The sequence below is a fragment of the Anoxybacillus sp. TBDG-1 genome (assembly GCF_054815885.1).
In genome coordinates this window covers 17,798-43,620 of sequence record NZ_JBTZSY010000014.1, presented here as the reverse complement: position 1 = coordinate 43,620, position 25,823 = coordinate 17,798, and the positions used below count along the sequence as shown (strand labels likewise).

The 25,823-nt window shown below is 39.3% G+C and carries 26 protein-coding genes and 1 pseudogene; 21 read left to right on the top strand and 6 right to left on the bottom strand.

Translation table 11 applies throughout. The features are described from left to right. Positions 1-82 precede the first annotated feature (82 nt). Entirely contained in the window at positions 83-262 is a 180-nt protein-coding gene (locus ACYQY7_RS06160; RefSeq protein WP_461201224.1) for a small acid-soluble spore protein H, read from the top strand. 31 nt (positions 263-293) lie between these two features. Here the strand turns inward: ACYQY7_RS06160 and ACYQY7_RS06155 are convergent, their stop codons facing one another. Continuing rightward, the gene (locus ACYQY7_RS06155; protein WP_461201223.1) at positions 294-1,175 is read right to left on the bottom strand and encodes a LysR family transcriptional regulator; all 882 of its coding nucleotides are present in this window, start codon (positions 1,173-1,175) and stop codon (positions 294-296) included. A 137-nt stretch (positions 1,176-1,312) separates the two neighbouring features. On the opposite strand from ACYQY7_RS06155, the gene ACYQY7_RS06150 reads away from it, so the two are divergent. The 13 genes and pseudogenes from ACYQY7_RS06150 (at position 1,313) to ACYQY7_RS06090 (ending at position 14,318) form a co-directional block, all read left to right on the top strand. Further along, positions 1,313-3,082, top strand: a complete 1,770-nt coding sequence (locus ACYQY7_RS06150; protein WP_461201222.1) for an assimilatory sulfite reductase (NADPH) flavoprotein subunit — start codon at positions 1,313-1,315, stop codon at positions 3,080-3,082. 11 nt (positions 3,083-3,093) lie between these two features. Further along, complete coding sequence (cysI, locus tag ACYQY7_RS06145; protein ID WP_461201221.1) at positions 3,094-4,809, top strand: assimilatory sulfite reductase (NADPH) hemoprotein subunit; 1,716 nt, start codon at positions 3,094-3,096, stop codon at positions 4,807-4,809. A gap of 214 nt (positions 4,810-5,023) precedes the next feature. Next, positions 5,024-5,590, top strand: coding sequence for a glycerol-3-phosphate responsive antiterminator (locus ACYQY7_RS06140; RefSeq protein ID WP_461201220.1), 567 nt, complete (start codon positions 5,024-5,026; stop codon positions 5,588-5,590). Further along, entirely contained in the window at positions 5,587-6,687 is a 1,101-nt protein-coding gene (locus tag ACYQY7_RS06135) for an ABC transporter ATP-binding protein (RefSeq protein WP_461201219.1), read from the top strand. Before ACYQY7_RS06140 ends, ACYQY7_RS06135 begins: the two co-directional genes overlap by 4 nt. Continuing rightward, the gene (locus tag ACYQY7_RS06130) at positions 6,659-7,537 is read left to right on the top strand and encodes a carbohydrate ABC transporter permease (protein ID WP_461201218.1); all 879 of its coding nucleotides are present in this window, start codon (positions 6,659-6,661) and stop codon (positions 7,535-7,537) included. The genes ACYQY7_RS06135 and ACYQY7_RS06130 overlap by 29 nt, the downstream gene beginning before the upstream one ends. After that, a complete protein-coding gene (locus ACYQY7_RS06125) occupies positions 7,534-8,346 on the top strand; it encodes a carbohydrate ABC transporter permease (protein WP_055441408.1) in 813 nt (270 codons plus the stop codon). Before ACYQY7_RS06130 ends, ACYQY7_RS06125 begins: the two co-directional genes overlap by 4 nt. A 40-nt stretch (positions 8,347-8,386) precedes the next feature. Further along, a complete protein-coding gene (locus ACYQY7_RS06120) occupies positions 8,387-9,682 on the top strand; it encodes an ABC transporter substrate-binding protein (protein ID WP_461201245.1) in 1,296 nt (431 codons plus the stop codon). Between the two features lie 54 nt (positions 9,683-9,736). Beyond that, the gene (locus tag ACYQY7_RS06115; protein WP_461201217.1) at positions 9,737-10,453 is read left to right on the top strand and encodes a glycerophosphodiester phosphodiesterase; all 717 of its coding nucleotides are present in this window, start codon (positions 9,737-9,739) and stop codon (positions 10,451-10,453) included. Positions 10,454-10,461: 8 nt separating this feature from the next. After that, positions 10,462-10,773: a DMT family transporter gene (locus ACYQY7_RS06110; RefSeq protein ID WP_461201216.1), complete on the top strand. Its 312-nt coding sequence runs from the start codon at positions 10,462-10,464 to the stop codon at positions 10,771-10,773. 22 nt (positions 10,774-10,795) lie between these two features. Next, positions 10,796-11,116, top strand: a complete 321-nt coding sequence (locus ACYQY7_RS06105; protein ID WP_461201215.1) for a YbjQ family protein — start codon at positions 10,796-10,798, stop codon at positions 11,114-11,116. Positions 11,117-11,520: 404 nt separating this feature from the next. Next, positions 11,521-12,636, top strand: a complete 1,116-nt coding sequence (locus ACYQY7_RS06100) for an NAD(P)/FAD-dependent oxidoreductase (RefSeq protein WP_461201214.1) — start codon at positions 11,521-11,523, stop codon at positions 12,634-12,636. Between the two features lie 102 nt (positions 12,637-12,738). Beyond that, positions 12,739-12,996: pseudogene (locus tag ACYQY7_RS06095) on the top strand (formate--tetrahydrofolate ligase); the annotation flags it as partial. Between the two features lie 131 nt (positions 12,997-13,127). Continuing rightward, on the top strand, positions 13,128-14,318 hold the full coding sequence (locus tag ACYQY7_RS06090; RefSeq protein ID WP_461201213.1) for an MFS transporter: 1,191 nt from the start codon (positions 13,128-13,130) through the stop codon (positions 14,316-14,318). Between the two features lie 128 nt (positions 14,319-14,446). On the opposite strand, the gene ACYQY7_RS06085 is transcribed toward ACYQY7_RS06090, so the two are convergent. The 3 genes from ACYQY7_RS06085 to ACYQY7_RS06075 are packed head-to-tail and all read right to left on the bottom strand — an operon-like array spanning position 14,447 to position 16,063. Then, positions 14,447-15,151, bottom strand: coding sequence for a pirin family protein (locus ACYQY7_RS06085; RefSeq protein ID WP_461201212.1), 705 nt, complete (start codon positions 15,149-15,151; stop codon positions 14,447-14,449). Positions 15,152-15,167: 16 nt separating this feature from the next. Then, positions 15,168-15,566, bottom strand: coding sequence for a DoxX family protein (locus ACYQY7_RS06080; protein WP_461201211.1), 399 nt, complete (start codon positions 15,564-15,566; stop codon positions 15,168-15,170). A gap of 56 nt (positions 15,567-15,622) precedes the next feature. Then, positions 15,623-16,063 (bottom strand): MarR family winged helix-turn-helix transcriptional regulator, encoded by a 441-nt coding sequence (locus tag ACYQY7_RS06075; protein WP_461201210.1) that lies wholly within the window; start codon positions 16,061-16,063, stop codon positions 15,623-15,625. 289 nt (positions 16,064-16,352) lie between these two features. On the opposite strand from ACYQY7_RS06075, the gene ACYQY7_RS06070 reads away from it, so the two are divergent. Beyond that, positions 16,353-16,940: a cell wall hydrolase gene (locus tag ACYQY7_RS06070; protein ID WP_461201209.1), complete on the top strand. Its 588-nt coding sequence runs from the start codon at positions 16,353-16,355 to the stop codon at positions 16,938-16,940. A 94-nt stretch (positions 16,941-17,034) separates the two neighbouring features. Here ACYQY7_RS06070 and ACYQY7_RS06065 read toward each other — a convergent pair whose 3' ends face one another. Continuing rightward, positions 17,035-17,196, bottom strand: a complete 162-nt coding sequence (locus tag ACYQY7_RS06065; RefSeq protein WP_003397421.1) for a type II toxin-antitoxin system antitoxin — start codon at positions 17,194-17,196, stop codon at positions 17,035-17,037. Positions 17,197-17,209: 13 nt separating this feature from the next. Beyond that, complete coding sequence (locus ACYQY7_RS06060) at positions 17,210-18,055, bottom strand: SPFH domain-containing protein (RefSeq protein ID WP_461201208.1); 846 nt, start codon at positions 18,053-18,055, stop codon at positions 17,210-17,212. A 152-nt stretch (positions 18,056-18,207) separates the two neighbouring features. Here ACYQY7_RS06060 and ACYQY7_RS06055 point away from each other — a divergent pair, with 152 nt between their 5' ends. From ACYQY7_RS06055 to ACYQY7_RS06030, 6 genes are all read left to right on the top strand, one after another. Further along, positions 18,208-19,080, top strand: a complete 873-nt coding sequence (locus ACYQY7_RS06055; RefSeq protein ID WP_461201207.1) for an ABC transporter ATP-binding protein — start codon at positions 18,208-18,210, stop codon at positions 19,078-19,080. Positions 19,081-19,091: 11 nt separating this feature from the next. After that, the gene (locus ACYQY7_RS06050) at positions 19,092-19,886 is read left to right on the top strand and encodes an ABC transporter permease (RefSeq protein WP_461201206.1); all 795 of its coding nucleotides are present in this window, start codon (positions 19,092-19,094) and stop codon (positions 19,884-19,886) included. 14 nt (positions 19,887-19,900) lie between these two features. Then, positions 19,901-20,554 (top strand): TetR/AcrR family transcriptional regulator, encoded by a 654-nt coding sequence (locus ACYQY7_RS06045; RefSeq protein WP_461201205.1) that lies wholly within the window; start codon positions 19,901-19,903, stop codon positions 20,552-20,554. A 134-nt stretch (positions 20,555-20,688) separates the two neighbouring features. Next, positions 20,689-22,872, top strand: a complete 2,184-nt coding sequence (locus ACYQY7_RS06040; protein WP_461201204.1) for a malate synthase G — start codon at positions 20,689-20,691, stop codon at positions 22,870-22,872. A 57-nt stretch (positions 22,873-22,929) separates the two neighbouring features. Further along, positions 22,930-23,694 (top strand): IclR family transcriptional regulator, encoded by a 765-nt coding sequence (locus ACYQY7_RS06035; RefSeq protein ID WP_461201203.1) that lies wholly within the window; start codon positions 22,930-22,932, stop codon positions 23,692-23,694. A 66-nt stretch (positions 23,695-23,760) separates the two neighbouring features. Further along, complete coding sequence (locus ACYQY7_RS06030; protein ID WP_461201202.1) at positions 23,761-25,821, top strand: GDYXXLXY domain-containing protein; 2,061 nt, start codon at positions 23,761-23,763, stop codon at positions 25,819-25,821. Positions 25,822-25,823 lie beyond the last annotated feature (2 nt).

The following is a 25,823-nucleotide window of genomic DNA, read 5'->3' as shown; positions in this document are numbered from 1 at the left end:
GGGTGCCTTTTGGTGCTCTTTTTTTTGCATATTTTGATGCAAAACGTAGACGATAATAATTGTTTGAAAGGAGGAAAGCGGGATGAACATCATACGTGCACAACAAATTGCCGAGTCACCTGATATGAAAGATGTGACGTATCGCGGGAAATCTGTCTATATCGAACATGTCGATACGCAAACAGAAATGGCAACGATTCATTTTTTAGACAACCCTGAAAAGCAACAGCGCGTTCCTGTTTCACAGTTAGAGGAACATTAAGCGGTCGGGATGTGACAAAGCAACTTGTTTGTCACATCCTTTTTTGTTGAAGTAAATCAATAAATAAATGTATAAGTTTGTTGTCTTTCATGGTTGGTGCATAAAGATAAGAAAACGTTCGGTAAAAAGGAGGATGCTTTAAGCAGACGATCGATAAATGACCTTGTTTTAATTCACGCTCAATCACATGGCGTGAAAGAAAGGCTAATCCGTTTCCGCGCATTAACGTTTCTTTAATTCCTTGATTGCTGCTAATGATCATAAGCGATTTCACTTTTAGCCCGTTTGAGCGAATGAAATGATGAAAATATTCACGTGTGCCTGATCCTAATTCACGTGTAATCCATAGTTGATTTTGTAGATCGTTTATCGATACGGCTTGTTGGCAAACGAGCGGATGGTCGTTCGAAGCAACGATAACTAGCTCATCTTGCATAAACGGGTATACCGTAAGCTCTTTTTCATTCGTTTGTCCCTCAATTAAACCGATATCCGTTTGATACGTGCGGACGAGCTCTACAATTTCTTTCGTATTGCCAATGATGACTTCGAGATGCAAGTCTGGGTAATCGTTTTGTAAAGCAAATAAAAAAGAAGGTAGCACGTACTCTCCAATTGTAAAGCTAGCCCCGATTTTTAATGTCCCTTTCACACAATCGTGATGTTGTAAAATGTCTTGTTTTGTTTGCTCGTACAAGGCAATCATCTTTTTCGCCCGATCGTAAAGCAGTTCTCCCGTTGGCGTCATTTGTAATTTTTTCGGCGAGCGAATGAATAGTTTCGTTTGGAATTCTTTTTCTAAATTTTTAATATGCAAGCTCACACTCGGTTGGGATAAATGAAGAATGTCTGCTGTTTTTGTGAAATTTTTCACCTCGACTAATGTAATAAATGTTTTTAATTCTTCGTACACGACGATCGCTCCTTAGTTATTAAAAAAATAAATAGTTCTGATAATTTATATTTATTTTACTAATTTTATTTTTTGCGGTAAAGTCAAATAAAACATACTTGATTTATAGGAATAGTAGAAAAAAGAGGTGAACAAGGTTGCCATTTCAAGTGACAAACAGTCCATTTAATGAAAAACAAGTTGAGCTCCTGAATTGGCTTTTGCCGACATTAACGCCAGCACAAAAACTTTGGCTAAGCGGGTATTTAGCTGCAACCGAGTCGGTCGGAGCGCTTCAACAAGAAGCATCTATAACGAAAGAAGTGACGATCCTTTACGGGTCGCAAACAGGAAACGCACAAAAATTGGCGGAAAAAGCAGGGGAAGCACTCAAACATCGCGGGTTTCATGTGACCGTTTTCTCGATGCTTGATTTTAAGCCGAACGAGTTGAAAAAAATCAATACGTTGCTCATTGTCGTTAGCACATACGGAGAAGGTGAACCACCAGATAACGCCTTGTCATTTTACGAATTTCTCCATAGCAAGCGCGCACCGAAGCTCAATCATCTTCGTTTTTCGGTATTGGCGCTCGGCGATACGTCGTATGAGCATTTTTGCAAGACGGGAAAAGATTTCGATAAACGGTTAGAAGAGCTAGGCGGCAAGCGGTTATACGAGCGCGTCGATTGTGACGTCGATTACGAAGAAGCGGTAGCGAAATGGCTTGAAGGGGTGCTGAACGAGCTAGATAAGCACGGAGCGGTTTCCGTAGCAGCGCCCTCTGCACAAGTAAAGCCAACTGCGCTTTATTCACGAAAGCATCCGTTTCAAGCAGAAGTATTAGAAAACATCAATTTAAATGGACGCGGTTCAAATAAAGAAACGCGCCATATCGAATTATCGCTCGAAGGTTCAGGGCTTGTATTTGAACCAGGCGATTCGCTCGGTGTTTTTCCGACAAACGACCCAGAACTTGTCGACGCCATGATTGAAAAAATGAAATGGAGTCCAGACATACTTGTTTCTATTGAAGAAAAGGAAGAGCCGTTACGAGAAGCGTTGTTGTCGCGGTTAGAAATTACCGTATTAACCGAGCCATTATTGCAAGCATTTGCTTCGTTTTCGGGCGACCCAGACTTCCATGCGCTCCTTTCTTCTGAGCAAGAAGCGAAAAGAAAAGAATATATGAAAGGACGCGATGTGCTCGATGTTCTTTGTGACTTCGGTTCGTGGGAGATGACACCACAGCAGCTCGTCTCTTCATTACGAAAGTTGCAACCGCGCTTTTATTCAATCGCAAGTAGCTTGCTAGCTTATCCAGATGAAGTGCATATCACCGTTGGCGCGGTTCGTTACGAAGCACATGGGCGCTTACGGAAAGGAGTGTGCTCAACGTTTTGTGCCGAACGTTTACACATTGGTGACAAACTTCCTGTGTTCGTTCATCACAATCCGAACTTTAAACCGCCGAAAGACGCACATACACCAATTATTATGATTGGGCCAGGTACGGGGGTTGCGCCGTTCCGTAGCTTTTTACAAGAGCGTGAGGCGATGGGGGCGAAAGGGAAATCGTGGCTGTTCTTTGGCGATCAACATTTCGTGACAGATTTCCTTTATCAAACGGAATGGCAAACGTGGTTGAAAAACGGTGTGTTAACGAAAATGGACGTCGCATTTTCGCGCGATACAAAAGAAAAAGTGTACGTCCAACACCGAATGATTGAACAGAGCAAAGAATTGTTCCGATGGTTAGAAGAAGGGGCAGCCGTTTATGTTTGTGGCGACAAACAACGCATGGCGCGCGACGTTCACCAGACGCTTATTCATATTATCGAAAAAGAAGGGCAGATGAGTAGCGAACAAGCGGAAGCGTATATAGCAGAGATGCAAAAACAAAAACGGTACCAACGAGACGTATATTAGGGGGGATCATTGTGGGAAAATTTTTATTAACCGCGCCAGATGGACAGCCAAGCGATGTTGAACGCATTAAACGAGAAAGCAACTATTTGCGCGGCACATTGAAAGAAACGATGGAAGATCGCATCACCGCCGGCATTCCAGAAGATGACAACCGATTAATGAAATTTCATGGCAGCTATTTGCAAGATGATCGCGATGTAAGAGCAGAGCGGCAAAAACAAAAATTAGAGCCAGCGTATCAATTTATGATTCGCGTCCGTACCCCAGGCGGTGTAGCGACACCAGAACAGTGGCTTGCGATGGATGAATTGGCGCGGACGTATGCGAACGGGACATTGAAGCTTACGACACGGCAAGCGTTTCAGTTTCATGGCGTATTGAAATGGAATATGAAAAAAACGCTTCAAGCCATTAATGATGCCCTACTGACAACGTTGGCGGCATGTGGCGATGTGAATCGAAACGTTATGTGCAACCCAAATCCGTACCAGTCAGAAGTGCATGCGGAAGTGTATGAATGGGCGAAAAGGTTAAGTGATTATTTATTGCCACAAACAAGAGCGTATTACGAAATTTGGTTGGATGAAGAAAAAGTAGCCGGTACACCAGAAGTAGAGCAAGAGCCGATTTATGGAGCACTGTACTTGCCGCGGAAATTTAAAATCGGCATTGCCGTCCCACCGTCAAACGATGTCGATGTATTTTCGCAAGACCTTGGTTTTATTGCGATTGTCGAACGAGGAAAGCTCGTCGGTTTTAATGTAGCGATCGGTGGGGGGATGGGAATGACGCATGGCGACCGCACGACATATCCGCAGCTAGCGAAAGTCATCGGTTTTTGTAAGCCAGAACAAGTCATTGATGTGGCAGAAAAAGTCGTCACGATTCAGCGCGATTACGGCAATCGCTCCGTACGAAAACACGCCCGTTTTAAATATACGATCGACCGATTAGGGCTTGAAGCTGTCAAAGCAGAATTAGAACGCCGACTTGGCTGGGAGCTAGAAGAAGCGCGTCCGTATCATTTTGAACACAATGGCGATCGCTATGGCTGGGTTGAAGGGGTAAACGATACGTGGCATTTTACGTTATTTGTTGAGGGCGGTCGAGTGAAAGATACGGATGATTATCCGTTAATGACAGGCTTGAGAGAAATTGCAAAAGTGCATACGGGCGATTTCCGTCTCACCGCTAACCAAAACTTAGTCATCGCCAATGTGCCAAGTGAGAAAAAAGAAGAAATTGATACGCTTATTAAGCGATACAAATTAACAGATGGGAAACATTATAGTGCCCTTCGCCGCAATTCGTTAGCCTGTGTGGCTTTGCCAACGTGCGGATTAGCGATGGCAGAAGCGGAGCGCTATTTGCCAAAACTGCTTGATAAAATCGAAGAAATTGTGGAGGAAAACGGGCTTTGTGACGAGGAAATAACGATTCGCATGACCGGCTGTCCGAACGGCTGTGCACGCCATGTGCTTGGAGAAATTGCATTTATCGGCAAATCCATCGGTAAATATAATATGTACCTCGGTGCGGCGTTTGACGGCAGCCGCCTCGGCAAGTTATATCGTGAAAATATCGGGGAAAAAGAAATTTTATCTGAACTTCGTATGCTCCTTTCTCACTATGCGAAAGAACGGCTTGACGGCGAGCGTTTTGGCGACTTCGTCATTCGTGCTGGCATTGTGAAAGAAGTGACAGACGGAACGAACTTTTATGATTAAGAAAATCGGTTTCCTGTTTGGGAGCCGATTTTCTTAACATATAATTAACAAAATATTTAAATAAATATAATATGTTTTTAACAAAAGAAAGATAAAATCAAAATCAGAAAAGTGAATAAAAAAGGTGGAGAAAAGGAGAAACCGTAACAACAGCGTGGATATGTCATTCTGCCGTTGTTTTCGGTTTCTTTTTGTTTACAAGGAGGAAGTTTGTATGTTTTTACAAGATCAATTTATTGCGACAATTAAGCAACCGAAGCATATTGAGCTATTTTTACAAACGAAGTGGAGAACAGCACTACTGCAAACCGGTACAATTAGCGTCATCAAAAGGTACGTTGAGTTGTTAAAAGCTCATGATCGCTATGTATTTGTACATATCGAAAAAATACCGGGCATTAGTTATGACAAAGAGGGATTACAGTTTTTATCAAAATTTGTTCAACCGCACGGAATTGTTTCGACAAAAAGCACGTTGATTCAGTTAGCGAAAAAGGAAAAGCTATGGACAATTCAACGTTTATTTTTAGTAGATACAGACGCCGTTGAAAACGGGCTACAAGCCATTCAACAAGTTATGCCAGATGCGCTTGAAGTTATGCCTGGCATCGTACCTGACATGGTTGATCATTTAGTGAAGCAAATAAAAATTCCAGTTATTACAGGAGGATTAATCCAAAATCGTGGTCAAATGGTTCAAGCATTACGAAAAGGAGCACAAGCTGTATCGACGGGAAATCCGTTATTATGGAAAATAGCTGAGAAAGAGGGATTACAATGATTGAATTGAGGAATGTAAGTAAGTCTTACGATGGAAAAACATTTGTTCTTCATGATATAAGTGTACAAATTCAAGAGGGGGAATTTTTTGTTCTTGTTGGTCCGTCAGGATGCGGGAAAAGTACGTTGTTACGCATGATTGCTGGTTTAGAGTACATTACCGATGGACAATTAAAAATAGCAGGGAAAGAAATGAACAATACGCCACCAAGCGAACGATATATATCCATGGTATTTCAAAACTATGCGTTATACCCACATTTAACTGTTGAAAACAATATAATGCTAGGATTATATACTGCGAAACTGTCAAAGGAAGAGAAGCGAAGACGTTGTAAAGATGTAGCTGAAATGTTAGGCTTAACGGATTATCTTCAAAAGAAACCGCGTCACCTTTCGGGAGGGCAAAGACAACGAGTAGCACTTGCACGAGCTATCGTTTCTCAAAAACCGATTTGCCTAATGGATGAACCACTATCGAATTTAGATGCAAAATTGCGTACACATATGCGTTCATACATTCGTCAACTGCAACGTCAACTTGGTATGACAATCATCTATGTGACACACGACCAAGTAGAAGCAATGACGATGGCTGATCGGATGATGATATTATATGATGGACGAATTCAGCAAATTGGCGAACCGTTGTATGTATATAACAATCCGAACAATACATTTGTTGCTTCATTTATTGGTTCTCCTCCAATGAATATGGCTAAAGTACATAAGTTAAACGATTTATTTTTATTACAACAAGAATGGATTGTAAAGATTGCTCATCACGCGCAAATGGACAATAAATATGGAACGATTGGTGTTCGACCAGAACACATTAGACTTGCACATGAACACGAGCCACATGTATGGCTAACAGTTACACATGTTGAACGGCTAGGTACAGAAACACTTGTTACATTAAAACTAACAGAACAAGATGAATGGATTGCTCGGTGGCATGGGCAACATCCAATTGAAGTAGGACAACAAGTACGTATTTCAATTCATGACGAGCACGTTCTATTTTTCGATGAAGAAGGGAAAAGAATAGTGAAAGAGGGAGATAAGTATGTCACATACGATGAAACGAGCTATTGAAGGAGTTTTATATATTTTTCCTTCTTTCCTCCTATTTTCAATTTTTGTTTTTTATCCAATGGTTCAAACAGGCTACTTAAGCTTGCATATGACGGATTTCCAAGGAAACCCAACGGCATATGTTGGATTAGAACATTTTCTTTATTTACTGGAAGATCGAAATTTTAAAGAGAGCATGAAAGCGACGTTTTTGTTTGTTTTATACACTGTTCCTCCAACGGTAATTATTTCTTTCTTCTTAGCTCTTTTAGCAAATGAAAAACTAAGAGGAATACAGCTGTTTCGTACATGTTTTTCTTCGACGCTAGGAATGAGTGTGGCGGCATCTTCTGTCATTTGGATGTTTATGTACAATCCTGCTGTAGGAATAATAAACAAACTTATTGTTGCATTTGGCGGTGAGGAACGTCAATGGCTACTCCATCCTGATACAGCCTTAATTGCTGTTGCCATTGCAACAGTTTGGATGAATATCGGCTTTTCTTTTTTAATTTTACTAGGCGGGCTTCAAAATATTGACGTCACATTATATGAAAATGCAAATGTTTTAGGACTCAGCCGCATGTATCAACTATGGCGCATTACTATTCCATTATTATCACCGACTTTATTTTTCATTGTGACTGTTTCACTTATCCATTCTTTTCAAACATTTGGGCAAATCGATATTTTAACGAAGGGCGGTCCTATGAATGCGACAACTGTACTTGTTTACTCCATTTATCGGGAAGCGTTTATCAATTATAATTTCGGGTTTGCAAGTGCTCAAGCAGTAGTATTGTTTTTGATCGTGCTAGTTGTGACGTTTTTACAATTTGTACTTGTTGAAAGGAAGGTGCATTATCAATGAACCTTCTAAAAAAAATCGTGTTGTATGCCATGTTAGTTGTTTGTGCAATCATTTTGATGTTTCCGATGATGTATGCATTTCTTATTAGCTTTCTAAGCGGTGCTGAGCTTTTACAAGGAAGGTGGTGGCCAAATGATTGGTCTTTTCGAAACTATGCAGCTGCATTTGAAAAAGTTCCGCTAGCGAGATATTTGTGGAATAGTTTTTTTGTTTCATTCGTTGTGATGATTGGACAGCTAATTGTCTCTAGTTTGGCGGCATATGCTTTTGTTTTTCTTCGTTTTCCTGGGAGAAATGTATTGTTTTTTTTAACAATTACAACGATGCTTATTCCTTGGGAGGCAACAGTCATTCCAAACTATTTAACTGTTCAAGCTTTAGGATGGACGAATAATTACTTCGGTTTAACGGTTCCGTTTTTCGCTTTGGCTTTCGGCATATTTTTGTTGCGTCAACATTTTAAAACCATTCCATTTGAGCTATACGAAGCGGCACAAGTATCAGGCATAAAACATTTTCGTTTTTTCTGGTATGTCGTTTTGCCTCTTTCAAAAACAAGTTTAACTACATTAGGAATTTATAGCTTTCTAACAACATGGAATATGTATTTATGGCCGCTCCTTGTAACGAATGATGAACGTGTACGAACGGTTCAAATTGGCTTAAAACAAATGCAAACGCAAGAAATGGCGACGGAATGGGGGGTGGTGATGGCTGCGGTAATGATTGTTATTTTACCAACGTTACTTTTATTATTTGTTGGGCAAAAGCAATTGCAAAAAGGTTTGATGCAAGGAGCAATTAAATAGTTAGGGGGAATTAATTGTGAAAAAATGGATATATGCGTGTATGTTAGCGTCAACTCTAGCAGGATGTAGCGATAGCAATGAAGAGGCAACATCACAAGTGAAAGAGGAGGAATCATCGCCAAAAACAGAAGTGATTTTTTGGCATGCGATGAGTGGGGATTTAGAAAAAGCGTTAAATGAAATTGTGGATGATTTCAATGCTTCACAAACAGAAATTGAGGTTAAACCCGTATTTCAAGGAACGTATGAAGAGGCGTTGACAAAATTTAATGCCGTAGCTGGAACAAAAGATTCACCGACTATTATGCAAACATTTGAAATTGGGACAAAATATATGATTGAAAGCGGGAAAATTGAACCTGTCCAAACGTTAATTGATCAAGAAGGGTATGACGTATCACAATGGGAAAAAAATATTGTAAATTACTATACGGTAAATGGAAAAATTTACTCTATGCCGTTTAATTCATCGACACCTGTACTTATTTACAATAAAGATGCTTTTAAGGAAGCTGGTTTAGATCCAGAAAAACCTCCAATGACATATAGTGAATTAAAATCAGCAGCGAAAGCGTTAACGAAAGATGGGAAATATGGTTTTTCAATCTTGAATTATGGTTGGTTTTTTGAACAAATGTTAGCTGTACAAGGTGGTCTTTATGTAAATGAAGACAATGGGCGAAAAGGAGAAGCAACAGCAGTAAAGTTTAATGGAGAAGAAGGGCTACGTGTATTTCAACTCATTTATGATATGTATAAAGAAGGAACGTTTTATAATGTCGGTCAAAACTGGGATGATATGCGTGCTGCTTTCCAATCTGGAAAAATGGCTATGTATTTAGATTCTTCAGCAGGAGTAAGGACGATTGTTGATCATGCGCCGTTTGAAGTCGGAGTATCTTATTTGCCAGTTCCAGATGATGTCGAAAGACAAGGAGTCATTATTGGAGGAGCGTCATTATGGTTAATGAAAGATGTGGATGATGCAAAGAAAAAAGCAGCATGGGAATTTATGAAATACGTGACGACTCCGGAAGTACAAGCAAAATGGCATGTTTATACAGGGTATTTTGCAGTCAATCCGGCCGCTTATGATTTGCCACTTGTGAAAGAACAATGGGAAAAGTACCCACAACTTAAAGTAACAGTAAACCAATTGAAAGAAACGAAGGCCACACCAGCGACTCAAGGAGCATTAATCTCTGTTTTTCCACAAGCGCGTCAGCGTATTGTTAGCGCTATGGAAAGTTTATATCAAGGTGTTGATCCAAAACAAGCGCTTGAGCAAGCAGCTAATGAGATAAATCGCGAATTAGAAATGGCGAAAAAACGATAAATAAGAAGGGTGTCCACTAGGGCATCCTTTCATTATGAGAGGAGTAGAACAATCATGTATATTTATGCTCATCGAGGATTTAGCGGGGAGTATCCTGAAAATACAATGATTGCTTTTCAACGAGCGTATGAGCTAGGGGTAGATGGTATAGAATTAGATGTCCAAATGACAAAAGATGGGGAACTAGTTGTTATTCACGATGAGTGTATAGAACGAACAACAGATGGGATAGGGTATGTAAAAGACTTTTCATTTCGTCAGCTTCGCCAATTAGATGCCGGAAGCTGGTTTCATCCTCGTTTTGCAAGAGAACGAATTCCAGCGTTAGCAGAAGTTTTGGATTGGCTATCTGATCAAAAAAGATCAATCATTTTGAATATTGAGTTAAAAAATGGTATAATTCATTACGATGGCATGGAGGAAAAATTGCTCACTTTGTTGTATTCATATCGTTCGTGGTCGCATCGTATTGTTTGCTCCTCCTTTTCTATTCGGAGTTTATATCGGTTGTATCAGCTTGATCCAAATGTTGATAAAGCCATGTTAGTAGAAGGTTCTCAATGTGATGTATTGGATAAGGCTCGTGTATGTCATGCAAAGGAAATTCATGGTGATTGGAATTTTTTAATTTCTCGGGAAGGAGAGGAAATCAGTAAAAAGATGGACATTTGCGTATACACTATGAATGATCCGCTTTTGCTTACTGAGTTGATTAAACGGGATGTAAAAGCGCTCATGACTGATTTTCCTAATTGTATGCTTAGGGGATGAATAAAAATATGTATTGGTTATATTTATCTGTAGCAATTATCTTCGAAGTCATCGGAACAACTGCGATGAAATGGTCGAATGGACTTACGAACATATGGGCGACAATTGTCATGTTTGTTTGTTACTTAATCAGTTTTACATCACTTGCTATGGCTTTAAAAGGAATTGATGTTTCCATTGCATATGCCATTTGGTCAGGATTAGGTATTGTATGCATTACGTTCATCGGTTTGTTTTTGTTTCATGAAATGATAAGTGTCAAAAAGATCGTAGGAATTGCATTTGTTATTATAGGCGTCGTTTTATTAAAAACAAATTAAATAAAGAAAGCGGTGGGTTTACATGATTGTTACAACAACAAACAGCATTGAAGGAAAGCAAATTGAGCAATACCTTGGCTTAGTGTCTGGGGAGGTCATTTTAGGCGCCAACGTTGTCCGCGATTTTTTAGCGAGCATTACCGATATTATTGGCGGTCGGAGCGGAACATACGAGAGCAAGCTAGCTGAAGGACGGGATATGGCTGTACAAGAAATGGTGAAAAAAGCGCGCAATATGGGCGCGAATGCAGTCATTGGTGTCGATCTTGACTTTGAAACGTTGCGCGATGGAATGATGATGTGCATTGCGACAGGTACAGCGGTGAAGTTGAAAGGGGAATAAAAAAGTTTGCGAAGAAGCTCGTGTGGCTTCTTCGCAAAGTGTTGAAAAAGTGGAGCGTCAAGAAAAAAGTTCACGAAAGACGTGGGCTTTTTCTTTCTTTAGATTGTCGAATTTTTAAAATACCTTAACTTAAGGAAGATAAACTCACAAATATGCAACCACTTACCGGTGTGAGCTACCTAAAGTATACAATTGAAAAACGGTTTTGCCCTTGACAAAATCGTTTTTCAACAGTCTGAAGGGTTTTGCCAAAGGCCTTTGGTATGTTTGATTTTCAAAGGATGATAAATTTTTTGTAACAAAATTACATGCATATTTAAGCATAACATGATTACTATTGTTATTGAAAAGTGTTTATGTTATATTTTAAATCGTAATAATTACTGTTATCAAGAGGTGATACAATGCAACCTTTTTTTATTATTGTTGGAGCTGGCCCAGCAGGAATTGGAATGGGAATTTTATTAAAACAGTTAGGAATAGAGAATTTTGGAATATTAGAGCGTGATTGCATTGGTTCTTCGTTTCGACAATGGCCAAAAGAAATGCGTTTTATTACTCCTTCGTTTGTTGGTCAAGGTTTCGGTGCATTAGATTTAAATGCTGTGTCCCCCACTACCTCACCGGCATACACTCTACAAAAGGAAAGATTAAGTGGAGAAGACTATGCTTTGTATTTAGACTTGTTGGCCGAACACTTTGATTTACCGATTCGCGAAGGTGTAAATGTCAATCGTGTTTTTCCGTCAAAAAGTCGATTCCAGTTAGAAACGAATGAAGGGAAATATGAGGCTGACGCTGTTATTTGGGCAACTGGGGAATTTCAATTTCCAAACGCTCAACCATTTCCAGGGGCAGAGCATGCGCTGCATAATCGCTACGTAGATAGTTGGAAAACGTTTAATAAAAATCGCCATTATATTGTCATAGGGAGCTATGAAAGTGGAATAGATGCTGCTGTAAACCTTATTTCTCTTGGAAATGAAGTCACAGTTATTTCTAAATATCGATTATTTGCGCAAAAAGAGGCAGATCCAAGCGTTTCCTTAGCACCTTATACATGGGAGCGTTTAAAAGAAGCACTAGAAACAGAGCGACTGTATTTTATAGAGGATGTAGAAGTTGAAAAAATAGAAAAACAAAAATCAACATATACATTATTTCTTTCAAATAACGAAACACTTCAGACAAATCAACAGCCGATTTTAGCTACAGGTTTCCGTTCAGGGGCAGAGGAAATTTATTCATTGTTTGAGTGGGGAGAAAATGGAAAGCCGAAATTGACCGTAAATGATGAATCAACATTAGTTAACAATTTATTTTTGATTGGTCCCAGTGTTGCACATGAAAAGGCAATCTTTTGTTTTATATATAAATTTAGACAAAGATTTGCAGTGGTGGCCAAACAACTTGTTGATCGATTTCAACTTCCACATGACGAGGAAGTGTTTAGATACTATGAAAAAAATCAAATGTATTTAACGGATTTATCTTGTTGTGAAGTGCAATGTGAATGTTAAGTAGGAGTTTATATACATGCACTTTGTAGCTTTCATATGAGCAAGCATGATCTATTAACAGTCGAAAAAATGAAGTTAAACTTCTCATTTGTAGCTATATAACTTGTGCACGATGGCTCGTTCGCGAACATCGCTCATGGGTGCAATGGCGTTATCGCAATGAAAATGGCGCAAAAGCCCGAGGATTACGTCGTGGCAGAAGCTGAATTTGGCGCGGATTTAGGTGTGGAAAAGTTTTTACATATTAGTTTTCTCGTTGTGTTAATCGGTGATGTCATGACGATGCTAGGGCTTCCAAAACAACCAGCAGCGCTTCAAATGGATGTTGATGAATATGGAAACACGCGTGGGCTTTTCTAAATTATCAATAGGTTGAAAAGCGTCTCATCAATATGATGAGGCGTTTTTTATTGAGCAAGCAAAAAAATTGAAATATTTGTTGAAGTTATTATAATGTAAATATTCCATTTGTTTTGTAGGGAGAGAGGAAAATGCAAACAAGTGTTGAACAGCGAGTAAATATGCAAACTGTTGTTTATCCTATTTTAATTGCCATTAGTATTGGTCATTTATTGAATGACGCGATGCAAGCTGTGGTGCCAGCGCTGTTTCCGATTTTGGAATCATCGATGCATTTATCTTATACACAAATCGGTTGGATTGCATTTACGCTCAATATGACTTCGTCCATCTTGCAACCGGTTGTCGGATTATTTTCCGATCGGTATCCATCACCGAGCTTTTTGCCGCTTGGTATGGGGGCAAGCTTGCTAGGGATGATCGGATTAGCGTTTGCACCTAATTTTTTCTTTGTGTTATTGTCCGTTTTATTCATTGGATTTGGTTCAGCTATCTTTCATCCAGAAGGTTCTCGTGTCGTTTATTTTGCTGCGCGGGCGAGAAGGGGATTCGCTCAATCTATTTACCAACTTGGCGGCAATACAGGAAACGCCCTTGCCCCATTGTTTACAGCGCTCATTTTTGTTCCGTTTGGTCAAAAGGGAGCAGGTTGGTTTGTCATTGTTGCGGCGTTAGGAATGGCTGTTTTATTTTGGGTGTCAAAATGGTACGCTCTTCAGTTGCATCAACTGAAAAATCGTCCAAACAGAACAATAGAAAGAAAGAAGCATGCAAGCAAACGAATTATATTTGCCCTCGTTCTTCTCGTGTTGCTAGTATTTGCACGTTCGTGGTATTATGCAGGAATTTCAAATTATTATCAATTTTATTTAACGAAATATTATCATATTTCAATTCGTGAAGCGCAGCTTTATTTGTTTGTTTTTATGATTGCAGGGGCGATCGGTACCGTTTTTGGCGGTCCGCTTGCTGATCGATTTGGGAGACGAAATTTAATTTTTGTATCCACGCTTGGTACGGCACCGTTTGCACTCATTTTGCCATATGTGCCGCTTCATTTCGTTTTGCCAATTGTTTTTGTCACAGGCTTTATTTTATCGTCTAGTTTCGCTACTTTTGTTGTTTATGCGCAAGAGTTGCTTCCAGGAAACGTTGGAATGGCATCAGGATTAATTGTCGGTCTCGCATTTGGTATGGGAGCGCTCGGGGCAGTTGCACTTGGGAAAATTGCTGACGTTTATACGTTAAAAACGCTTATGGTCATGTGTAGTTTTCTTCCTTTATTTGGTTTTCTTACGTTTTGGTTACCAAAAGAAGCATAGTGGCAAGTGTATCGCTTGCCACTATACAGATGATCGTTCAGGCAGTTTTTCTTTTTTGGGCTGTGTATAGTTATTTGTATATCATTTGGAAAGCTTTTTCTCCATGAGTGAAAAAGGAGTTCTGGCAACTATGGTAAGTCAATAAGCATAAATTGACTATCTGCTTTTGCGGTAATATGCAATATTGGCATATGTGTTATACGAGCGGCGTCACGACGGTGTAATACCGTTTCGTCGTTTAAAACAATCTCCCCCTCAATAACAAACATATACATTCGACGTCCTTCTTGTTGATGGAATGTTATATGCTCATTATTTTCTAAATCGGATAAATACATTGTTAGATCTTGGTGAATATAGGCAACTTGCTCACCGATTTGTTTTTTCGAAACAATGGGCAATAAGCGATTTTTCATGTTTTCAACATCGTATGAAATTTGTTCATATGACGGAGCAAGACCGTACGTTTTAGGTAAAAACCAAAGTTGCAGAAGATTGACTTCTTCTGTAGTAGACGGATTCATTTCTGAATGTATAATGCCTGTTCCGGCTGTCATTCGTTGTACTTCACCAAATGAGATGATGCGATGATTGCCGAGATTATCGCGATGTTCGAGTTGTCCTTTTAAGACGACTGTAACAATCTCCATTTCTTGATGAGGATGAGCGCCAAAACCGCGTTGTGGAGCGATGATATCATCGTTAAATACGCGTAATGGGCCAAAGTGCATATTTTTTCGATCAAAATATTCAGCAAATGAAAAGCTAAAATAACTTTGCAACCAACCGTGGTTCGATTCAAATCGTTCATGTGCACGATATATGTGAATCATTGAAAAATCCCCTTCCTTATTTCATGAGTGCGTCAAGTGAATAGTCGCCTGCACCGATAAGCGCAACACCGATCACAACGACAATTAAAATAAAATTATACTCGAAGCCATTTTGTGTTACCCAAAATCCGTTTAGCGCATGTACTTTTACAATGGCTACAACCATTGTCATGGCGATCAACAAAGCTGCAAATGGTGTGAACAGTCCGAGAGCAAACAATAGCCCGCCAACGAACTCTGCTAAACCAGCAACTAGAGCCATTGTCACTCCAGGTTTTAATCCAATCGATTCGAGCCATCCACCTGTTCCTTTTAAACCATATCCTCCGAACCATCCAAACAATTTTTGGGCTCCATGACCGACAAAAGTCAAACCGACAGCTAGACGAATAAGTAAAATACCAATGTGCATCATAATCATTTCTCCTTTCATATATCTTGATTTCAAGATAAAAGTTGTGCGATAGGCCTTTAAAACGGCGCTAATGAAAGACCTATCTTTTTGAGCAAGTGAATCGCCATTTCTTTTTCATCTGTAGATAAAGATTGAAAAATTTCCGACATTTTTTGTGCGTGCTGTGGGAAAATGTGATCCATTAATGCTTTTCCTTCTTCAGTAATGACAGCGTACGTAATGCGCCGATCCTTTTCACAACGTTGTCGGACGATATATCCTTTTTCTTCGAGTTTGTCCATGACATATGTCATGGTTCCACTAGTGAGTAAAATTTTATCACCGATTTGCTGAATCGGCTGCGCCCCTTTGTGATACAACAAATCGAGAACGCCAAACTCTGTTGGATTCAGCCCGTAACGTTGAATGTCATGTTTTACATGCTCGGATACAGCTTTATGTGCCCTAGAAAGGACAACAAATAGTTTTAACGATAATGTTTGCTCGTTTTGGTTCATATGCATCAACCTTTATCTTGATTTCAAGATAATTATAAACTTACGAAAAGTAAGTTGTCAATACGGGTTATTTTATTTGGGTATTGTGATTTTGAGAAAATGTTATATACGCTGAAAATGACCACATAAATATGAAACACAATACCAATTTTAATAGATGAATAAATTTCCATATACCTTCTCGGGCGTTGAGCGCCATATGATCGGGAGTTTTTCCATAAATTAGATAATGATAGACTGCTAAATCCCTGCTAGTCTTATAAGCGAGCAATGGACTAGGAGGGATAATATGAGGAAATTACTGGCACTTGCTTCTGTTATTGTAGCAGCTTTTTGTTTTTCAACAACTGAAGTAGCTGCGCAAACGACGGTTCATCATGTGAAGCCGGGAGAAACGTTTTGGACGATTGCAAAAAGTTACAATGTTTCATTGCTAGAACTTCAACGAATCAACCAAAAACAATCGGATATTTTATTTGTTGGTGAGACATTGCGTATTCCACAGCCGATCTCTCAAGCTGATAGAGACTTATTAGCTCGTCTCGTTCATGCGGAGGCAAAAGGAGAACCGTATGCAGGAAAAGTGGCTGTTGCAACGGTCGTTTTGAACCGTGTTGATCATCCGAATTTTCCAAATACGATTCGCCAAGTCATTTATGAGCGTTCAGGGGGATATTATGCGTTTACTCCTGTACAAAATGGCGAGATTAACAAACAAGCAGACCGAGAAGCATACCGAGCGGTTGAAGAAGCCATTGCTTTTCGCGGTTTAGGAAGTGGCTCATTGTATTTTTACAATCCAAAAACGGCGAAAAGCGAATGGATCCGCTCACGTCAAGTGACAGTTATTATTGGAAACCATGTATTTGCAAAATAAAAGATTTGTTCATGTATATAATGAAGCGAGCGTTTGAAATATATAGAATCGGATGATGATGGAAAAAGGTGTCCCAAAAAGCTGGGACACCTTTTTACTTTTTATTTTCTTTCAAACGTCCTTCGCGCTTTGCTGCTTCACGCAGTAAAAATTCAATATGAGCATTCACGCTTCGAAATTCATCTTGTGCCCAACGTTCGATGATTTCATACAACTTTGGATCAATTCGTAGCGGGAAGTTTTTTTTCTTTGTCATTTCGTATTCACCGTTAGTATAACGTTCCGGCATTGATGACAGGTTGGGCTCCGCGATCAGAAATAATCGCCACCATCAAATTGTTAACCATGTTTGCTTTCCTTTCCTCATCTAACTGCAAATGAGCTTCTTTGTCCAACTGTTCAATCGCCATTTTTGCCATGGAAACAGCACCCTCGACAATTTTTTTCCTTGCCGACAAGATGGCGGTAGCTTGCTGGCGTTGTAACATGGCGTTTGCGATTTCTGTGGAGTATGCTAAGTGCGTTAAACGTGCTTCAATGACTTCGACACCGGCAACATTCAGACGTTCTTGCAGCTCTTTTGCTAATACTTCTGAGACAATGTCGGCGTTCCCACGTAACGAAATGTCTTCATTTTCAAATGTATCATACGGATATTTTGTTGCGACATGACGAATCGCTGTTTCACTTTGAATCTCAACAAATTGTTCGTAGTTATCTACATCAAATATTGCTTTTGCTGAATCAATGACCTTAAAAACGACGACAGCTGCAATTTCAATTGGATTTCCTTCAATATCATTCACTTTTAATTTGGCGCTATTGAAGTTGCGAACGCGTAATGAAACGGTTTTGCGAACGCTAAATGGAACAGTGAGGAATAAGCCGCTATCGCGAATAGTACCGATATATTTTCCAAAAAAGGTGACAACTTTTGCTTGATTAGGTTGCACCATCGTCATGCCTGTTGCTAGTAAGAAAGCGAGAAGAGCAAACAAAAGCGGAAGAACAAGTTGCGTCTTCATAAAAAACAACCAAACCGCCCCTGCAAGCAATGCGATGATGAAAAATAGAGCGGCGAATCCATTCATATACCATGCTTTTGTTTCTTTCATTTTTTTCTCCTCCTAACATCATAAAGATATTTTTATGATATTATATTTTCAATTATATGTAAATATATTTTTATTGACTAATAAGTCAAGATTGTGTACTATAAAGTTGACTCATTAGTCAATCAATAAGTGATGCCGAGGGAGGCGAAACAATGGGGATTGTTGATGTTAAGCAGTTAACGAAAATGTATAAAAACAATCGGGGAATTGAACATGTGACATTTTCTATTGAGGAAGGCGAAATTTTTGGTTTTATTGGTCCGAATGGGGCAGGAAAAAGTACAACGATTCGTACATTACTGAACTTTATTTATCCAACGAGCGGTAGCGCCACGATTTTTGGAAAAGATATTGTGAAAGATGCGAAGGAAATTCGAAGACATGTCGGTTATTTACCTTCTGAAGTACATTATTATGATGATATGAAAGTCATTGATTTACTCATGTATTCTGCATCATTTTACAAAGTATCGGATCGACGATTGAAACAGTTAGTTGAGCGTCTTGATTTAGATATTCATAAAAAAATCGAAGATTTATCGTTTGGCAATCGAAAAAAAGTGGGTATCATTCAAGCGTTGTTGCATGAACCGAAATTGTTAATTTTAGATGAACCAACGGGTGGATTGGATCCGCTCATGCAGCATACTTTTTTTGAACTTCTTTTAGAAGAACGTAAAAAAGGTGTGACGATCTTCTTCTCCTCGCACATTCTTTCAGAAGTACAAAAACTTTGCGATCGTGTGGCGATTATTAAAGAAGGCAAGCTTATTCAAGTGGAGACGATTGAACACTTAACGAAAAACCAGTTGAAACACGTAACGATCGTGCTCGAGGAAGGACAATATGCCATGTTTGATTTGGAGGGAGTTGTAGAAAGAGAAGTCAGCGGCAATGAAGTGATGATGTTATACAGAGGGGATATGAACGAACTAATTGCCCAGTTGCACAACTTGCGCATTAAAGATGTATTGATTAGCGAACCGTCTCTTGAAGATGTGTTTATGCACTATTACGAAAAGTGAGGGGATAGACGATGTTTAAACGAGAATGGAAACGAAACGCAAAATCTTTAGTGATTTGGAGTGCGGTGCTTGGTAGTCTTGTTCTTTTGATGTTAAGTATTTTTCCGCAGTTTGCGGAGCAACAAAAAGAAGTGACAAAACTTCTTGAATCATTGCCACCAGCGATGATTAAAGCATTTGGCATGGATCAATTAAGCATTGGTGATCTAACAGGGTATTACGGTGTCCGTGTATATATGATGACGACGTTACTAGGAAGTGTTTATGCGACTATGTTAGCAGCAAATATCGTTGCGAAAGAAGAAAACGATAAAACAATTGAATTTTTGCTTGCGAAACCAATAACAAGGCGAGAAATTTTAACAAATAAATGGCTTGTCGTGACAGCGAATATTCTCACTTTAAATGTGATTTCCCTTCTTGTTAGTTTGATTGGTTTTCACATGGCTAAAGGATACGATGTGTTGTTAAAAGCTGTTTATTTACTAACAATGGCAGCTGTATTCCTTCACTTTACGTTTGCGGCTATGGCATTTTTATTATCAGCAGTCATGCGCAAAACGAGAAATGCATCATCATTTGCTCTTGGGCTTGTCTTTGTTACGTATTTTATGAGCATGATGTCAAGCATTTCTGATGATTTATCATTTTTAAAATACGCTAGCCCATTTAAATATGTCGATGCAGCACCAATTATTCATCATTTGCAACTTGATGCATTATACGTTATTTTAATGATTGGGATAATTAGTGTAAGCATTGTTTCGGCATATATCATTTATCAAAAGAAAGATATTGTTGTATAGGTAGGGTGGTTTTATTGTACGAAGCGTTTGAAAGGCAGCCGGAAGAAAAAAAGAAGCACATTATTCGTATAACGATTGAAGAATTTGTTGAACATGGATACGATAGAGCATCGACCGATCTCATTGTAAGTCGGGCTGGCATATCGAAAGGGTTGTTGTTTCATTATTTTAAAAGCAAAAAAAATTTATATTTGTATGTTGTTCATTATGCGAAAGAGTTGTTGACAGAAAAAACGATGAAAGCGATCAGTGAACTACAATGTGAGGATTTTTTTGAGCGAATGAAACAAATTTTACTTGTAAAACAGCAAGTATTTATGCAACATCCAAACGAAGCACAATTGATGATTGAAGTGGTGACAAATCCGCCGAAAGCGGTGAAAAAAGAAATCGAGCAACTGCTTGCAAAACATGAAGAAACGTATGGCAAAGATTTTTTGTTACAGCATGTTTTTTTGAAACAACTTTTGCAGAAAGAACAATTACGTGAAAATATATGTGTTGATACAGTCGTGCGTATGATGATGTTTATTGTCGACCAATTATCAAATAAGTACTTGCAGCTATATAAAAGCAATTCATTTGACCTTATTCAACAGGGGGATATGCTGATTAATGAGCTTGAAGATTATATGAACATTATTAAGTATGGAGTGTATCGCTTGTAAAGCAGGGTTTTCCCTGCTTTTTTAATTGTCAGAAAATAATTGAAAACATGTGACTCATTGTGGTATCATTTTCTTAGAAATTTATGAAACAATGTTTCGTAATACGCAACAAAAAAGAGGGAAGGGGAACGATGATGGGAGAATATGTACAAGTTGGACGTTTGCAAGTAGCTAAGTTGTTTTATGAGTTTGTTGTTGAGGAAGTATTACCAAATAGCCAAGTGGATCCAAGGAAGTTTTGGGGAGATTTTGAACAACTCATTAATGAGTTAACACCAAAAAATAAAGCATTGCTTGAAAAACGTGATGAATTGCAAGAAAAGATCAATGAATGGCATAAACAGCATCGCTCACAGTTTGATTTTAAACAATATAAATCATTTTTACAAGAAATCGGTTATTTAGAGCCAGAAGTCGAGGATTTTGAAATTACAACAGAAAATGTAGACGATGAAATTGCTAAACAAGCAGGTCCACAACTCGTTGTTCCGATCACAAATGCGCGCTATGCATTGAACGCAGCTAACGCTCGTTGGGGAAGTTTGTATGATGCTTTATATGGCACGGATGTCATTAGCGAAGAAGATGGTGCAGAGCGTGGAAAAGGATACAATCCGGTGCGCGGCAAGAAAGTTATCGCTTACGTTCGCTCGTTTTTAGATGAAACGGTGCCGCTTCGCGGGTATTCGCATAAAGATGCCGTTCAATATGCAGTCGTCGATGGCGTATTAACTGTTACGGTAAAAGATGGGCAAACGACGACGTTGCAAGATGAAGCAAAATTTGTCGGCTATCAAGGTTCACCTGAGCAACCGTCCGCCATTTTGTTAAAAAATAACGGTCTACATATTGAAATACAAGTGGATCGTAACCATCCAATCGGTCAGACTGATCCAGCAGGGATAAAGGACGTTTATTTAGAAGCAGCTTTAACAACGATTATGGATTGTGAAGATTCTGTTGCCGCAGTAGATGCGGAAGATAAAGTGCTTGTATATCGCAATTTACTCGGTTTAGTTCGCGGCGATTTAACAGCGAGCTTCGCAAAAGGAAACAAAACGGTGACACGCGAGCTAAATCCAGATCGTGTATATACAACGCCAAGTGGCGAAACGCTCACTTTGCCCGGACGTTCGCTTATGTTTGTACGCAACGTCGGTCACTTAATGACAAATAATACGATTTTGCTTGAAAACGGAGAAGAAGTGTATGAAGGCATTTTAGATGCGGTTGTGACGACGTTAATTATGAAACATTCGCTTCTTGGCAATGGGAAATATGTCAATTCAAGAAAAGGTTCCATTTACATCGTGAAGCCAAAAATGCACGGTTCCGAAGAAGTGGCGTTTGCGAATGAATTGTTTGACCGTGTTGAAGATATGCTCGGTCTTGAGCGCAACACGATTAAAATTGGCGTGATGGATGAAGAACGACGTACGACGCTTAATTTAAAAAACTGCATTTATCAAGCAAGAAATCGAATCGTTTTCATTAATACAGGCTTTTTAGATCGTACAGGTGACGAAATTCATACGTCGATGGAAGCAGGCCCGATGATTCGGAAAAATGAAATGAAATCGTCGACATGGTTGCAAAGCTATGAAAAATCAAACGTGGCGATTGGATTAGCGACTGGTTTTCAAGGACGCGCGCAAATTGGTAAAGGCATGTGGGCGATGCCAGATATGATGGCAGAAATGGTGAAACAAAAAATTGTCCACCCACAAGCAGGCGCGAATACAGCATGGGTACCGTCACCGACTGCGGCGACGTTGCATGCGCTTCATTATCATCAAGTCGACGTGTTTACAGTGCAAGATGAATTGAAAAAACATATAAAAAATTATCGTGACGATATATTACAAATTCCTGTCGCTATCAATCCGCAATGGACGCCAGAAGAGATTCAACAAGAGTTAGACAATAATGCGCAAGGCATTCTCGGTTACGTTGTCCGTTGGATTGATCAAGGGATCGGATGTTCTAAAGTACCTGACATTCATAACATCGGTCTCATGGAAGACAGAGCAACGTTGCGTATTTCTAGTCAACATATCGCCAACTGGTTACATCATGGCATTTGTACGAAAGAGCAAGTGCTTGAAACGTTGAAGCGAATGGCAAAAGTGGTAGATGAACAAAACGCCGATGATCCGGCATATCGACCAATGGCAGTTGACTATGACAACTCAGTCGCTTTCCAAGCTGCATGCGATCTTGTTTTCAAAGGGTACGAACAGCCAAACGGCTATACGGAGCCGATTTTACATCGTCGTCGTTTAGAAGCGAAGGCAAAATTTGCGCATGTAAAACAATAATGTGATGAGGGCATTCCATGTGAATGCCCTCGTTATTATGTTAAAGGTGGGAGACATATGGAGAAAGATTCGTTTGTGCAGTCAGTTAGTCGGGCATTGCGAATTATGGATATTTTAAGTAACGAACGTCACGGTATGGGCGTAACGGAAGTCGCAAAACAAATCGGGATTCATAAAAGCTCTGCTTATCGTTTATTGGCGACACTTGTTGAGCACGGATATGTTGAACAAGATGAAGAAACCGAGCGTTATAAACTCGGTTATAAATTTTTAGAAATGAGCTCAAAGTTGTTAGATTCAATTGATTTGCGTAAAGAAGCAAAACCGTATTTGCGTGAGTTAGAACAACTCACGAATGAAGTAGTCCACCTTGTCGTGTACGATCAAGGAGAAGTCATTTATATTGAAAAATTGGATGGGAACGAAACGTTGCGTATGCATTCGAAAGTTGGAAAGCGAGCCCCGATGCATTGTACGGCTGTTGGTAAAGCAATTTTAGCACATTTACCAAAGCATGTCGTTATGGACATTTTAGAAAGAAAAGGATTGCCGCCACATACGGACTATACGATTACAGATCAACATATGTTTTTTCATGAGTTAGAGCGTGTTCGCGAGCTTGGTTATGCGCTCGATTTAGAGGAGAACGAGTACGGCATCCGTTGCATAGCGGTGCCCATTTTTGATCATACAAAACAAGTTATTGCCGCAGTAAGTGTTTCCGGACCGACCATTCGTATGACAGATGAACGGCTTGAACAACTTCACATACAAATGAAAAAGATAGGTAAACAAATTTCGGAGCGGCTTGGATGTCGATGAATGATGTATACGTTTGGCCTCTAGTCGTAGTATAATGTCAAAAAGGATGTTTAAGGAGGCCACTTTATGGCACAACGTGTTGTGAAAACAACATATTTGTTAGGACTTTTGTTTTTCGCTGCCGCGCTCGTTTATTTTTTTGCTTCGAATTGGCCTGAACTAGGAAGATTGACGAAAGTCGGTGTTGGTGCTGGGTTTATGGTACTGTTTTATGCGATGAGCGCAACTGTTTTTCGTCGACATTTTTTAAGTAAATGGTTGTTTATTTTTGGAGCGATTACGTTTGGAATTTGTGTGTCATTAATTGGGCAAGTATATAACTCACATGCTGATAGTTTTTTATTGTTTTTCATTTGGTTCATTCCTACCGCCATTTTGGCATGGTTTACTCGCTATCGATTTCTTTCGATATTTAGCTTCGGGTTGTTGCAGCTTACATTTTGGTTTTACTACTTCCCGTCTTCTTATCAAATTGAACGAGGAGAATGGACATCGTTTTTTCTTTTGCTGCTTTTTGCCGTAGTCAACGGAATCATTTCGTTTCTTGGGCGCCCATCGATTGTTTCAAATTTAGCTTATATAGCCATGCACGGTTGGTTATTCGTTATATTTGTACAAGGAATTTCCACTGATCAGTTTCATTTTTGGTCATACGCATATGCTGTTATTCTTGTTTTGTTTTTAATGTATGTAAAAAAACAACCGTATTTTATATGTACTGTGTTGTTCACAGGTATGTTTTGGATCGTGCAATATTTTCGCTTTGTTGAGCGGCATTTTGGTGGTAATTGGTATATATTTGGGCTTGTATTAGCTGCTATCATCGTTTATATAGGCATTTATGTACTTCGCTGGATGAAAATGCGAAGCAACGGAAAAGTAGAAAAAGTTTTCCTGATCGCTTTTCAAATCATTGTTACAGGGGTTGCTTCCGTCATTGCGATTGGAAGTATTATGCAGTTGTTGTCGTTTTGGTTTGATGTATTTTCTCCTTATTGGTTGTTCAGTATATCTATTGTTTTGTTCGTTGTTCCAGGGTTGTTATGGAAAAGATGGAACGATGTCGTTCGCTACACGTTGCTTGCGATTGGATATATACTTGGAGCGTTTAGCGCGACGGATGTTTCTTTTATTGCGATGAGTGTATATGTCGCTGCATTGTTTCTTATTTCATGGCGTATGAAAGCAGGCATACGAGCGATGACGAATATTGCTGTCTCGATTTATCTCGCCATAATCATGCTTGACGAATGGAACAATATTCGTTTCACGTTACTTATTATATTTCTTTTTTATAGTGCGATTTATTGGTTTTCCAAACATATGTACGAACGCTTTGTGTTTCTCGTTTTTTCGTTTACTTCGCTCCTTCTATTGACAAGTGCTGATTTTTTTGAAGTAGATGGAATGTATGTCGTTTGGAATATATTATTTCTTGGCGCTGTTGCGTTCTTTCTCTTTTTCCGTACGAATGAACAAGAACAATGGATTGCTTGGGCATATACATGTTTGTTTTTAGCGTTAAAGTATTATGAATGGGTATGGGACTTACTGCATAAGTCGGTCACGCTGGCGATTGTTGGAATATGCTTGTTTATCTTGGCTTCGTTTGTACAAAAAAGAAAAGCGATTTCGTTTTCTGTTACGAAGCAAAAATGGTTGCCGCTTTTCATTGTCATGGTTTTGCAGTTTGCTTTTATCGTTTATGTGACGTTTGATAAAGAACAACATCTCCGATTCGGTCAACAAATTAAATTGCAACTTGAACCGATCGACCCACGTTCGCTCATTCAAGGAGATTATGTACGCCTTCAATATGATATTTCAACGATTGAAGGGATGAATGAATGGGGAAAAGTGCAAGTCGTTTTACGAAAAGATGAAACAGGAATCCATCGATTAGTTGGCATTTATTCGCTAAATGGAAAAAAACGCAATTCAATTGTGTATCAAGAAGGGGATGTATTAGTAAACGGAAATATATATGGGGACACGATCATTTATGGAATTGAAGCGTATTTTGTCCCTGAAAAAGCAGGGGGAGACATACAACAGCACGCTCGTTTTGCCTATGTTCGCGTGAGTAAAACAGGTGATGCATTGTTAGAGAAAGTAACTGAACAGTAAAA